Origin of the sequence: Paenibacillus sp. 2TAB26, assembly GCF_052115145.1 — a bacterium.
Taxonomy (GTDB): Bacteria; Bacillota; Bacilli; order Paenibacillales; family Paenibacillaceae; genus Pristimantibacillus.
Map to the genome: position 1 here is coordinate 37202 of NZ_JBFRGC010000010.1, position 13554 is coordinate 50755.

General features: G+C 45.4%; 8 protein-coding genes. 1 reads left to right on the forward strand and 7 read right to left on the reverse strand.

Annotated features, from left to right (window positions below; translation table 11 throughout):
* A complete protein-coding gene (locus tag AB4Z50_RS13345; RefSeq protein WP_441879486.1) occupies window positions 1-3390 on the reverse strand; it encodes a tubulin-like doman-containing protein in 3390 nt (1129 codons plus the stop codon).
* Window positions 3391-3414: 24 nt separating this feature from the next.
* Window positions 3415-5190 carry a vWA domain-containing protein gene (locus AB4Z50_RS13350; RefSeq protein ID WP_441879488.1) on the reverse strand — a complete coding sequence of 592 codons (1776 nt, stop codon included), beginning with the start codon at window positions 5188-5190 and terminating at the stop codon, window positions 3415-3417.
* 305 nt (window positions 5191-5495) lie between these two features.
* On the opposite strand from AB4Z50_RS13350, the gene AB4Z50_RS13355 reads away from it, so the two are divergent.
* Window positions 5496-6464: a hypothetical protein gene (locus tag AB4Z50_RS13355; RefSeq protein ID WP_441879490.1), complete on the forward strand. Its 969-nt coding sequence runs from the start codon at window positions 5496-5498 to the stop codon at window positions 6462-6464.
* Between the two features lie 118 nt (window positions 6465-6582).
* Here AB4Z50_RS13355 and AB4Z50_RS13360 read toward each other — a convergent pair whose 3' ends face one another.
* From AB4Z50_RS13360 to AB4Z50_RS13380, 5 genes are all read right to left on the reverse strand, one after another.
* The gene (locus AB4Z50_RS13360) at window positions 6583-7632 is read right to left on the reverse strand and encodes a glycoside hydrolase family protein (protein WP_441879492.1); all 1050 of its coding nucleotides are present in this window, start codon (window positions 7630-7632) and stop codon (window positions 6583-6585) included.
* 52 nt (window positions 7633-7684) lie between these two features.
* The gene (locus AB4Z50_RS13365) at window positions 7685-9019 is read right to left on the reverse strand and encodes a multi antimicrobial extrusion protein MatE (RefSeq protein WP_441879494.1); all 1335 of its coding nucleotides are present in this window, start codon (window positions 9017-9019) and stop codon (window positions 7685-7687) included.
* A gap of 344 nt (window positions 9020-9363) precedes the next feature.
* The gene (locus AB4Z50_RS13370) at window positions 9364-10779 is read right to left on the reverse strand and encodes an alpha-L-fucosidase (protein ID WP_441879496.1); all 1416 of its coding nucleotides are present in this window, start codon (window positions 10777-10779) and stop codon (window positions 9364-9366) included.
* 27 nt (window positions 10780-10806) lie between these two features.
* Entirely contained in the window at window positions 10807-12516 is a 1710-nt protein-coding gene (locus AB4Z50_RS13375) for an ABC transporter substrate-binding protein (RefSeq protein WP_441879498.1), read from the reverse strand.
* Window positions 12517-12637: 121 nt separating this feature from the next.
* Window positions 12638-13537 (reverse strand): carbohydrate ABC transporter permease, encoded by a 900-nt coding sequence (locus AB4Z50_RS13380; protein ID WP_441879500.1) that lies wholly within the window; start codon window positions 13535-13537, stop codon window positions 12638-12640.
* Window positions 13538-13554 lie beyond the last annotated feature (17 nt).

A 13554-nucleotide genomic window follows, 5' to 3' on the forward strand; every position in this document is an offset into this window, starting at 1 on the left:
TTATTTCAACTTTCTACGAATTTCGTTAAGTTTAGTAGACATTTCCCGGTAGTACCGGTGCATTTCCTCTCCATTTGCCAGCTCAACCTTCTCGTATTCGAGACGCTCGCGTGCATCAAGGAATGTGCCGAACAGCTCCTCCAGCTTGGCTAACAACTTTGAAGTATCCTCCGTTGCAGTCAGCTCGGTTACTCTACGCTCTGCTTTGCGTCTAAGAACGCTGCGGTTTTTCTCATCCAGCTGTCGGAAGCTCTCAAACACCTCAAACTCAACATAGCTGCTGCTTTTCATTAAATTAGCGAAAGGCGGCCATGCTTCTTCCTCTGGCTCGCGATCATAAACATACAGGGCACCTTTCTTGCAAATGGTCTCTGTGTATAGCGCCTCGATAAACTGATCCAGCAATTTCTCATCAACTTGGTGCTGCATAAGCAGCTGCTCAAGCTCGACTAATTTTACAGAGATGGATTCATATTTCGCCAATTCCTCACGAACCCGTCTTAGCTGCTCCGGCGAACGAATGAGATTTTCTTGTGCAAGCTCCTCTGTAAAGCTGCCGAAAATATCTTTTGTCGATTCAAGCTCCAGCCCCTCGGATAAAAGGCGCTTCAGCTCGTTTACTGCTCGCTTAACTTCACCTAAATTCGGCTTCGCGCCATCAAGCTGCATATTGAACGGTTTTAACGCATCCGACAACTGGAATGGCTTCGTGAAGCGAACGGAGTAACGGCTGCTCGTGTTATTGTCTATGCCCTTCTCTTCAATAATACGGAAGCTCTCGGCTTTGACAAACTCAGCGCGAACCCTCGCATTATAGCTTCTCACGCGTGGGTTGACGTATGTGTCGCCCCATGATTTCTCTGGAATCGGCGAAGGCAAATAGGTCCAATTGACACGGTCAGTCTGCACCAAATGACGGCCGATGCCTTCCTTATCGAGAATCGTGCGTTCATAGCTTTCTTCATAGACCTTCAGCGGCGTATAAACAAACAAAGGTACACCATTTCTCGTATTCAGCCAGAAAATCCGGTTTTTCACTTCACTTTCCTTGATCGTAAAGTGGGATTTGCCTATCGAGTTATTTTGATAGTTCCGAATCCCTCTCAAAATGCTCGGCGCCTGCACAGGCACGGACACAAACCCCCATGAAGGGACATGCAAATTGCCTGAGCTGTTGCTGAGATGGAATACAGGCACAGCTTCCTCATCAAGCTTGCTCGCAATATGACGCTCAACAAACTTCTCAATCGATTCATCATTCCCGTATTTCATAACTAGAAATTCTTCCATTGATTTCGTAATTAGATCGCCAAATTTATTCGTCAAAAACTCTGAAATCGAGCTGACGATATCTATTTCCTGCTCTTTGACCCAAAGATTCGAATGGTCTAGAAGCTCCTGCGTAAAGTCGCGGATCAGATCATCGCCGTCCTTCTTATCCATTAAACGGCTGATAACGTCGGAGATGTCTGGTACGCCTACGATATTCCAATAATAAGTTTTGTTTCCTTTATGATCCGCTTGTTCCTCGCCGCTTGTCAGGATTTCACCATTTTTGGCAAAAATCGAATTAAGCACATTCAAAATTTCAGTAAATACGTTATAAATGCGGTTATTCTCGTTGTTAAGCAGCTGGTGGAGATCCTCATAAAATTCAATCAATTGCTCCATCCGCTCAACGTCAGCAAGCAGCCAGTACTCATTTATTTTTGCTTCGATATAGTTGTTTTTCTTCTTATCCTTGGATACGAACGCGCTCTTCGCATCGCCCATACGCTCATTGGCTTGCTCTCTAGCTGCTTCGATCTCTTTAGGAAGTCGTGACAGCCCTTCACGAAGCGTCTCAATATAAGAGAGCAGCATCTTCAGCAAGCAGAAGYCTTTCTCAGTATGCAGGAGACGGGATACATAAAATGGCCCTTGCTCTGGATGGAGAAATGTACGACGAATTTGATCGGTAAATTGCCCAACAATTTCGCCTGGCAGCTGTTTTTTGGCCTTAATATATTCCTCGCGCGCACGAGCCAAAAAGTTTTGCTCCAGCTCCGTGTCCATGTTTACGGCTTGCATTTTCACCACGTTATTGTAGCTGAGGCGCTCGCTGTTCTCGAAGCCTGGCAGCGGCTCAGGCACGCGTGAGTCAAAAGTTTTCATCATCGTTTCGAGATCAATGCCAAGCTTGCGGGCAAATTTCTCTACATCGTCCTGACTCGGCGCCTTTTCAAACATCTTATCCATTTTGTTGAAAAGCCGGTAGGCCAAATAAGTCGTCATTTCCTCGATCGGCAGTACCGCCGAAGAAGCTCCGATAATATTGTAATCGTAGTTAGCCGGGTACATTTTGTTCATTTGAGCAATATTGGTCCGAATGTTGCTAATATAATCGTGAATAGCAAATTCCTCACCGGATTGTTTTTCCTCGCTGGATATGAAGTTCGTAATATTCTCGGCTGTTACATTCATGCAATAATCATAAGCATTTTCAAGCAGCTTGCCCTCAGCGTTTGTAGCCGAGATGAGATGGCATAAATTAAACGGTGGGAGCGGCGAATTGACGTTTAGTATATTGCCATATTGCTGCGTAAACCGTTCACCACGGCTGTCCACATTCATCCAATAGTCCAGTTCCTTCAGTGCAGCATAGCCATTTTTCTTAATGTACTCACGTGTATGGTCGCTCAAGCTTTTGCTTGCAAGGTTAATATCCGGCGTAAACAAATAACCAAGCGTATTAACGCGGTCGATGCCGGCTGATCCATGATCACGCTCTATAATTCCTCGAACGATATAAGAGATATCGAGGAAGCAGCCGCTTCCTGTTCCGCCAGACAAGCCGGTTAGCAGAAACACCATCAGCTTTTTGTTCGTCCCGACGGATAACGTTTTAATTTTTTTGTCGATGCTCTGCACCACTTGATTGATCTTCGTAAACAGCAGCAGCCGACCTGCTTGACGAACGCCAGCTGCACCATTCATGCCATCAGTTATACTTAGCTCTGGCGACAGCCAGTCCGTGATGTACGGCTCCAAAATGCTGCGATTTTGCAGCAGTCCTCCAACCTCTGCATTAGATAGCAGCACAAATTCATTAATAGGATCAAGACCGATCCCTTTATACTTTTTATTGCGATCCTGTTCATTCGTTTCAAAAGCAAGAAATTCCACATTATCAGGCTTCTCGCGTTTTCTTTTGGAAACGGGATCCTCAGGAAGCTTAAAGCGGCGATTGATCTGGTATTTTAGGCGCAGAAGCGCATCAATACCGGTACCTCCAAGTCCAATGATCAGAATGGGATTATCTATGGTGTCTACCCGAATTTTCTCGCTGACAATACCTCCGCCAAGCGAAACGTCAAGCTGCTGTATGTGTTCTCTTACGATCGGTTTCATTTTTCATTACCTCCAGGGCTCTATTTATACGAGATATTCAATGAATATCGTTTTGTCTATTTGTTTCAATGAAACCGTAATACGGTCTCCGCTTTTCATTTCCAATGCACGCGTCGCATCCACTGCTCGTCCCGATTTCTCAATTGTGCAGGAGGAGCCATTTTGCAGAACGATACGATCATTGCTTCCCGGCTTGAAAATGACCTTGTCGGTTTCCTTCAGCTCAGGCGCTAGCTGCAACAGCTGGTGAAGCTGCAATTTGCCTTTGAAGGCTGTCAGCTTCTTGTACTGCGGCGAAGTTTTGTCACCTGTATTCTCATCTCGAATTTCAATGACGAGTTGCCCAACAAACCCACGGTTCGCTTGTTTCAGCACTCTTAATATAAAGTAAGCTGCTGCAAGCAATGCCGCTAGACCTATAACGCCAATTACAACAGGTACAACCGGGAACGGCTTCTCTTCTTTATCTGCCTCCGGCTTTGGCGTCTGCCCCGTTGTCCCCGCCTTTGCCGAAATCTTAACCGCATCTGTTTCTCGGAAAAAGCTTTTCTCTTTGGCCTTCACTATAATCTCATAGTCATGCTTCTCAGGTATTTTGTAGGAGCCTGCAAAATGGTCGCCCGCATTCTCCATCGGTATTTCCTCGGTTTTGCCCGTGTCTAAGTCTTTAACGAGTAAAACCGCGCTCATGTTGCTGTACTGGGAGGTGTCTTCCAGTTTTTTTCCGCCGCTTACGAGATAAGAATTGATCGTCACCTTGTCGCCCTTGGAATAGGCCGCTTTGGCTAGTGGATCCATAGCAAGACTTAAGTCATAGTTGAAAATAAGATTAATGTCGATTTTATCGCGATTCACGCCTTTGATTTGAAGCGTCCAGTCGCCTTCCGACGGCTTTAACAGCTTCAGCAAGGAATAGCTCTTCGAGCTCGATAGCAAGACGCCATCCGAAGGAATAGGAATAGCGTTGCCAGATGGATCTACGAGCTTCGCCTCAACCGGCTTGCTCGACATAATCGAGATATTTGCTTCTAGTACATTCGAGTTGGGAACTGAAATTTTCACATCCTGATAGCTGCCGTTTGYCGTCAAAGAATCAACCGGTACGACGTTCAGCTCAAGATGGCTGGCAAAAATTTCACTCAAAATTCGCGGCAAATCGTCAGCCGTATCGGTCGCGAATGATTTCCCGCCGGTCACTTCCGATAGCTTAGCAAGCGCAGATTCATTTAGTTTCCCATTTGCATTTAGGCCAATCGTATAAATCGGAACGCCTTTATCATTCGCTTCTTTAAGCGCCTTGTCCATGTCCGCGTCGGACTGTGCCTGCGTTCTGCCGGATGCCTTATTAAAATCGTTATTGCCGTCAGCTAGCAAAATAATCATCGGCTCGTGATCTTGGTCAGCACCATCGTCCAAAATCTGTACCGCTTCCTTTACTCCAACAGAAACATCGGTATAAGCCCCGCGGTTTAACTGATCGATGAAGCTCTTCAGCTTCTCTTTATCCGCAGCAGACTGGATTTCCAGCAGCGCCTTCTCGCGTTGAATTTCATCGGTATAAGCCACAATGCCAACGCGGTCGCCTTGTGTCGGCAGCATATCAATGAACATCTTCATGGCTTCATTTCCAATTTTCCCTGGATCGCTTGTGCTCATTGAATTGCTGACATCCAGCACAAGTACTGCATCAATTTGCGAGTCGCCTTGCGCTGCATGCACGGTTTGTAAGCTGCTGAATGGCAGCAGCAAAATAGCAGAAACCATAATTAGCTGACATGATAAACGTTTTAATCTATTCATTTTGCTGTACTCCTTTGTAATGGGACAAACGGTTCTTCTTCGCTAGTCCAATAGTCACTGTTAGTCACTGCTACCAGTATGATGATATACTACAAAATAAGTATACCTGATAGATTTTGTTAAATCACTTTTATTGTAAGAAAGGAATAGGATATGGTTACCTACGTTTGTCTTGGACTATTGTTTCTTTTTGTCATCATCAAAGCAATGAGCTATCGTGCACAGCGGAGACGGGCGCCTTCTCCAGAACAGCTGAGCAAGCTTGTCCTTTCCATACTAAAAAGCAGCGGGCAGCGTGATCGCGAATGATGAAGAAGCTGCCGGTACTACTTAACCCTTATATTAAAACACGCTATCCTTATAATAAACTTAAAATTTGCCGAAGATGCAACCACTTTACAGTACTAGGTGATGCGCAGTGCCCCGTGTGCGGCAAATTTGCCCTAAAAAATGTTGAAGCTCAGGCAGCCTATAAGCTGAAGCTTAAGATGTGGAAAGAGCGGTTTTTTGCATTGTTTATTATCATTGTCGGATTTGCAATGAGCGAATCAGCAATGCATTCCACTTTGATTGTTGCTGGAGGAATGCTGCTAGTCGCTCTATTATGGACGTTGCAGAAGCGGTCGACCCCTGCACTTTTGCTCCTGCAGCTGCAAAAAATATTTCAAAAAGAGGCATATACCCTCACTGCAGGACTAGTAAATGACCGAGAAACAGCTATTCAAGTGTTCCATAGTGGCGATAAACCGCTTGCGTTTGAAATGCTGCGTGAAATTGGCGCGCTCGTCCATACCGACCAGCTTCGACTGGAGCAAATTTTGCTGCTTCAATCCTTTGTTTTGCGCAAGGATATGGATTTGATGCTGGACCCCTTGTTAATGGATCATTTTAATCCCGATCTCGTTGAATATATTGGCGAGCTTGCCAAAATTAGAAGAGATTTGCTGAAAGAAAATACATTCCGTTATGTTTTGCTTCATGAGGCGCAGATTTTGAAAATGGAGCATGGCGAGAGCATTCTCGTTGGTGTTGCCGGTGCGGCAGTTAGGATGAAGCGATACATCACGCTCTATCCCTATTTGCTGATGCGCTATGCACGAAAGCTTCCTAAAGACCGTTTCTTGCGGCTTTATCAAATGCTTCAAAGCAGTCCGCACGCAGGCGCCAGCCCTTTATATCAAGAAGTAATGGAAATCTATAATGAACGTTACAAATGGGACGAGGATTTCAAGCGTACGAGCAAGGAAACAGACCTGCAAACAGATCGAAACTAAATGAGCAAATTAGAGAAATAATGAATAAAGGCAAACAGTCACTTTAACAAAAGTGATCGTTTGCCTTTTTTATGTGAATGGATGATTAGAGTCTTTAGGCAAAAATCAAAGCTTGTTCTCAGCTATGCTCAGACACTGTTTTCTTTAAAGGAATAACCATACTCCAAGTGTTCCCTTCAAAATCCCAAGGCTGGGTCCCGTTTCCGGTTGCCAGAAATAAATGGGTTGGCTTGCCATCATGGAACAACAAATTAGGACGCTCGATGTTCGCTTGAACCGTCCTCGTGCCATCATCCCACAGGACATCTCTTGTATACGCCTTAGGATCATTTGAAATATCCCATTGCAAGCAATCGGTGCTTGTTGCATAGATGCCCGCTCCCCAATCGCCAGTGACACCGCCCGAATCGTTTTTAAAATCATCTTTAATTAAAATATGAAATTTCCCATCCTCCCACCACAGAAACGGATCTTCGACGTGGAAGTCTGGATTGTCGAACTGAAAAATCGGTTCCTCTTGCATACGGGTATACGGACCTTCTGGACGAGGAGCACGGGCAACGCCTAATTGCAAGGTAGAGCCCGCATACTCTCTAGACTTATAAATCATATACGTCGTTCCATCCGGCAATATAGCTGCTGATGGATTGGTTGTAATCGTACAATCCCAATGCCCTGGCGCTCTTGGCTCTAACAATGGGGCATCTGGACGCTCCCACGGTCCAAATATAGATTTCGAAGTGGCTAACCCAATTCTTTTTCGATTCCAAACCTCGACATCTCTTTCTTGACTTATTTTCTCTCCCACAGCTGGGATAGGCCCTCCATAAGTCGTTCCAAAATAGTAAAGATAGTACGTTCCGTTCCAATATTTCACCGACGGATTATGTTGATTCAAAGCGTCAAAATAACTGCGCTCTCTTCGCTCAAATATAACTTCGGCGAACGTATAAGGCCCCTCAGGCGTTTCGCTAACTGCTCTAACAATCTCGCAGTTGAACAGCCACTGCGCAGCAAAGCCATATTCCTTAGGCCACCTTGAAGCAAACATATGATATTTTCCATCCTCGCCTTGCACAACTGAGCCGCACCAAATATAATAGCCATCCATTTTAAATCCACCGTTCTTAGGTGCCGGCAATAGATTTTCATATATGCGATTTCCCATGATCATTCTCCTCGTCGATTAATGAGTCGATTTCGAATATTGCAGGGTGAATCTATCCACGTTTACCCATTGGCACAGGATCAGGCTGTTTAACAAATTTCAGCGCCAGTGCTACGAAGAGGAGCTCTGCTGTCATGCCAATCGATTGTGCCCATGCCCCAATCGTCCCGTTCCATTCTGGCGCGAGCCCAATGCCGATTAGAAGTGTGATGAAGGTAAAGCTGAGATTGGCAATTTGAGAACCAAAGATCAGCTTCGTTTGCCCTCTCACAAACACGAGTCCATTCATGACATCGAGCCAAGGCATAACGAGCGCGAACAACACAAAAGCTTGCAGCACTCGTATGCTCTCGGCCTGCAGCCGTCCATGAACGCCGATCACATGCTCTAGTAAAAATACGCCTGCGGGTGTATATGCTATCAATCCCATTAATATAGCAGGAATAAAACCAAGCATTAAAATAAACTTTCGGACAGCTAAAGGATCGACACGATAAAAGTTAATCACAATTTGATGAAAATAACTGAAAAAGCTGCTGAGAAGCATAACTAAACTAGCCGCAATCGCAAACGATGCAATGGCTAGCTGCGCATCCCATGTTTTCCCCAGCATCGCATTAATTGCCGGTCCGATCCATACGGATATAAACGAGGATAACAGTAAGGGCCGATAAAAAGAAAATACATGATGCTTGTTTTCAACAGGGTGATTGTCCAGCTTTTCGGGCATTTTGCGCACCAGTAAACGTCCTTCTGAATAGCTGACAGCTGCTTCGATCATCATGCCGAATAAGAAAATAATTGCTCCAACAACCCCGCTGGTAACGCCTGTATGTATAAAATAAAGCGAAAGCGCATACATTCCTGCCAGTCTAATCGCCATGCCAATGGTTAACCATTTCGTCCGCAGATTGTAAATAATGACACCATGGTAGAGACATCGAATGCCAGAGAACAAGCTTACGAACATCAGTACCTTATACACACGAATAACATCATGGACATTATCTTCACTTACCCCGAACACTCCCTTGAAAATAAGCGTTCCAACCGGGGTATAGCTGATTATAAAACCTAATAGCATAATGCTGGCAAACACAAGCTGTGCCACGGTAAGCGTCGATTTAAACGAGCGTTTGTCGCGAACGAGCGTGGAGCAGGTTTGCCGCAGCAGTACGGCTGGCCTCTCTGTAATAGCAAGCAAGCTCATCGCAATGGCATAGCTGGCAATGATGCTTTCAGGGTTTGCCGCTCGGCTTAAGGTACTGTTGATAATGACATGTGAAATCGTAACTAAGCTTGCCGAAATGCCTAACGGGAGAAAAAAAGACCAAAGCTTTTTCATGCTTACTGATTGCTTCTGTGGCTCTGATAATGATAGGTTCATAGCTGCTTCTCCTTGCCATATCAAAAAAAGTGTAGGCGTCCTCCTCCCGGAAAATATACCGAGAAGCGGCCGCCGAACGTATTTGAACTTTCAAACGTCTCAAGAGCAGATTCCGTTATCGTCATCGAATCATGTTTGATTCATGTGAAACGCACTTTTTAAGTATAACTGGTATTTCTTCCCGATTCACCTTCTTTTTTGGTTGAAAGGATTCATTTGTTGTTTTCATATACGATAAATATATTTCTTTTATCCTTTTCCACAAGAGAAAAGCATGTTGCTGAGTGCAACATGCTTAAACTTAATATCTTGAACAATCTATTCCTATGCTATAGCAGACGACCTCAAGTTATTTTCCTCAACATCCGAAACACATGCGCAATTGGTGCAGGTCCCTTCACGGCAGCTTCAGGCAGCTGCACGGAAATCCCTTCAATCTCATGTGTCCAGTTCAGCTTTCCTTCCATTCCGAGCAGCTCGATCGACTCCAGCAAGCCTTCATAAGGAATAAAGACCGTCTCTGAAACTACTGTATCAGCTGATGGATAGTGGTTGGCACAATAAACATAATCTCCTTTTTGCGTGAACGCTTGACTGCCTGTATAGTAAGGCGCGCAAATGCGAGTACCATAAATCGCTTCGCCGTTCACCTTCAGCCAAGCGCCCAGTTCCTTCATGCGCTGGATAGCTCCTTCGGGAAGCCTGCCATCAGGCTGCGGAGCTACATTTAACGCGAGATTGCCGCCCTTAGCTACAACCTCAAGCAAAATCTTCACGATTTGGCGCGTCGGTTTATATTTATCTTCATATCGGAAAGAGAAGGACGTCCCCATCGTAATGCAACTCTCCCAAGGGATATTCATCGCCTCAGTCGGAATGGTCTGCTCAGGGGTAACATAGTTTTCATACGGTCCGCCTACCGTGCGATCTGCCGAGAGCAGCCATGGCTGCTGCTCCCTTGCCTTCTCCACAATCTCGCCAAGGCGAATGTCCTGACCGCTCCGAAGCGGCTTTACCCAGCCGGCATCAAGCCATAGCACATCTATTCGGCCATACTGCGTCAGTAATTCCGTAATCTGTTCGTGGGTAAACGCGACAAACTTGTTCCACAGCTCTGGATGCTCCTGCGGGTCGTAAGTAGGCCCACGCCGCGTATTGGTAAGGCTGCGTTCCATATCCGGTGCCCAGTAATAAGGCGTATGCCAATCTGCTTTCGAGAAATAGGCGGCGATAGACAACCCTTTCGCGCGGAATGCATCAAATACATGACGGCAAATATCGGCATATTTATGCGTATGAAACGGTGTCTGTTCATCAGTGATGCGATAATCCGTCGTTTTTGTGTCCCACATGCAATATCCGTCATGATGCTTCGTCGTAAAAATGAGGTATTTGAAACCTCCCTCCTCCGCTAGATCTGCCCATACGTCTGGCTGAAAGCGAATCGGGTTAAACGTCTTATTTAAATCAAAATATTGCCGCTTGAATGCTTCGCCATCCTTCTCCCAGTCAATGCCTTCACGCGACCAATCCTGATCCTCGTCGCTTAGTGCCCAAGACTCTACTACTCCTAGCTGGGAATAAGGTCCCCAATGCATCATAAGTGCGAGCTTCTGATCCTTAAACCATTCCAATCGCTCAAGCGTAACTGGATTATCAGGCCGTATCCAATCACGCTCGCTGCTAAAATTATGCACACCTTCATGAAGCTCTTGCTCTTCTGTTTCTTCTAGAACGTTATCACTGGATAGTTCGCTCATCGCTGCAAAGCCTCCTCCATTCGGTTATTAAGAATTGCCCAATGCATTTTGATAAATTTCAATGTATTTGCCAAGCTGCAAGCCGTCAAAGCCTTTTACATAAGCATCCCATTCCTTGCTGATGTCTTTGGAGCCCGTAATAAACTGTGCCATATTCGATTTTGTATAATCAATAATCGTTGTTTTGAGCTGAGCAGCGATTTCCGCATCATCTTGCGCAATGAATACGCCGTTTGGATACATTTCTTTGGAATGGAATGATTCATATTTTTTCGATTCCGTATTCAAACGTGTTCCATATCCACCATCTGCTAGCGGGTCCTGAATGGCCATCCAAGAGGAACGGTATGCATAGGTACGAAGTGAAGGGCCAATTTGCTCCCAGCCATCGTTATGCGTTTGCTTGCTCTCCCGTTGAATATAAGCATACTTAGCCTGCTTGCCATCAATATCTAATTCGCCGTCCTCTGCCTTGCGCCAGCCTTGCCCTTCAGGGCCATTCTCTTGCAGCACAATCGCTTCCTCCGTGAACAAATAATCGGCTAGTCTGATCGCAGCGATCTGTTGATCTGCGGTCGCCTTATTCGTAATCGCAAATTGCGATTTGCTAATGCCCGCGAAGTTAAGCGTTTGCTGTACGCCACTTGGTCCTTTCAGCGGAGGCAGCGTCACATAATCCTTGTGCCTAGGCTGTGTTTCCGACATATTATAGCCATAGCTTATCAGCGCGGTTGTCACAGCTCCCATAATGTTATCCGGCTCGCGGTTCGCCAGCTGTTGAATCGCATCCGCATTTTGCGTGAAGGCTGCCGGGTCGATCAACCCTTCCTTGTACAGCTTGTTCAAGTATTCAAGCCCTTGCTTCCATTCATCCTTGTTAGCTACAAAGTCGACTTTGCTATCTTTAACTGATAAGAAGGTACCAGCATTTTTTTCGGTATAATCATCTACTATAAACGCATTCATCAAGAAAGCGGACACGTTGCCAGCCCACATTTCATCGGACCCTGTAAGCGGAAGCTCATCCTTCTTCCCGTTTCCGTTCGGATCTTGTTCCTTAAATGCCTTCATGACCTGATAGAACTCCTCCGTTGTTGTAGGCAGCTGGAGTCCAAGCTTGTCAAGCCAAGCCTTGTTGATCCAAAGCTTCAAAGCATTATCGCAGTGGTAGCATTCATTGATTTGCGGCAGCGCATAGATGTTTCCATCTGGAGCAGTAATAGACGACTTCATATATGGAATATCTGCTAGAGCTTTTTTTATATTAGGAGCGTACTTATCGATTAATTCATTCAAAGGAAGGAATACGCCCTGCTTCCCATACTTCATTTGCTCTTCTCTTGTCAGATTAGCTTGCAAAATGACTTCCGGATAATCACCGCTCGCGAGCATCAGCTGTTTGCGGTCCTCAAGCGCATTGCTTGGAACGAGATCCCATGCAATCTTAATGTTCGTTTTTTCTTCCAAAAACTTCGTGTACGTATTCGTCTCCATGTTCTCGATCGTAGGAAGCTGAGGAGCAAACATCTTAAGCGTCATCTGCTTATTCACAATGGGATACGTACCTACAGCTGTAAAAAGATCCTCTTGCACAGCATTTGTTTCTTTTTGCCCTGTTTCCTCTGTTTTGCCATTGCCGGATTTCCCCGTATCCTTGCTGCAAGCAGCTAGAATAACAACACAGCTAAGTACGACACACATTAAGATTGCACTGGATTTTTTCCATCCTTTTCTCATAAAACCGACTCCTCCTTGTTATATCCTAGTCACTCCTAGCAGCATGCTGTAACGTTTGTAACTGAATGATTGCCTCGGCCCCAAAGGCAACCCATCCCCCCTCCAAAAGAAATCCTCCTACTCATCCCTTCAAGGAACCAATCATGACGCCTTTCACAAAATATTTCTGAACAAAAGGATAGATGATGAGTACGGGTCCGCTAGCAACAACTATCAATGAATATTTCAATAAATCTTTTAGTCCCTGCTGAGCAAGCATCTGATTCGCATTGGAAATCATCGACGCATCCACCGTATTTAGAATTAGAATATTACGCAATACGATTTGCAAGGGAAACAATTCCTGGGATCGCAGAAATATGAGTGCATCGAAATATGCATTCCAATGTCCTACTGCATACATCAGCATCATAACGGCCAAGATTGGTTTCGAGAGCGGGAGTACGATGCTGAAAATAAACCGAATGTCGCTGCAGCCATCGAGGTCCGCCGCCTCGGACAGCTCCTCAGGAATACTGGTCTGGAAGAAGGTTCGTGCTATGATGACCTGGAAAACGGCAAGAGCTCCCGGCAAAATCATAGCCCATCTTGTATCCAGCAGATGCAGTTGTTTGACGACCAAATAATACGGAATCAGCCCGCCCTCAAACATCATCGTGATAACAAGAAGAACCATGAAAAAATTTCTTCCATAAAACGTTTTCCTCGCTAACGGATAAGCAAGCATGACCGTCAGAATAACATTAATGATCGTTCCGACTACTGTATAGAACAATGAATTCATAAATCCAGTGCCGATCTGCGGATTGTTAAATACCGCCTTGTAGCCATCGAGCGTGAAATGGACCGGGAACAGCCATACCTTGCCGGAAACGACAGCCTGCGGCGAACTAAAGGAAGAGCTTAAAATATAGAGAAGCGGCAGAAGCACCACTAATAGAACCACAGTCAGAAAAGCATAAATGAATGCCATGAATAAACGATCTCCGTTTGATTCTCGAATGGTAACGGTTTTTTTCATAAAGTCTCCCTTCTGCC

What these genes read in the sequence shown, in the direction of transcription:
- AB4Z50_RS13380 (WP_441879500.1), bottom strand. Translation starts at nt 13,537, where the DNA reads ATGAAAAAAACCGTTACCATTCGAGAATCAAACGGAGATCGTTTATTC.
- AB4Z50_RS13370 (WP_441879496.1), bottom strand. Translation starts at nt 10,779, where the DNA reads ATGAGCGAACTATCCAGTGATAACGTTCTAGAAGAAACAGAAGAGCAA.
- AB4Z50_RS13360 (WP_441879492.1), bottom strand. Translation starts at nt 7,632, where the DNA reads ATGGGAAATCGCATATATGAAAATCTATTGCCGGCACCTAAGAACGGT.
- AB4Z50_RS13365 (WP_441879494.1), bottom strand. Translation starts at nt 9,019, where the DNA reads ATGAACCTATCATTATCAGAGCCACAGAAGCAATCAGTAAGCATGAAA.
- AB4Z50_RS13355 (WP_441879490.1), top strand. Translation starts at nt 5,496, where the DNA reads ATGATGAAGAAGCTGCCGGTACTACTTAACCCTTATATTAAAACACGC.
- AB4Z50_RS13375 (WP_441879498.1), bottom strand. Translation starts at nt 12,516, where the DNA reads ATGAGAAAAGGATGGAAAAAATCCAGTGCAATCTTAATGTGTGTCGTA.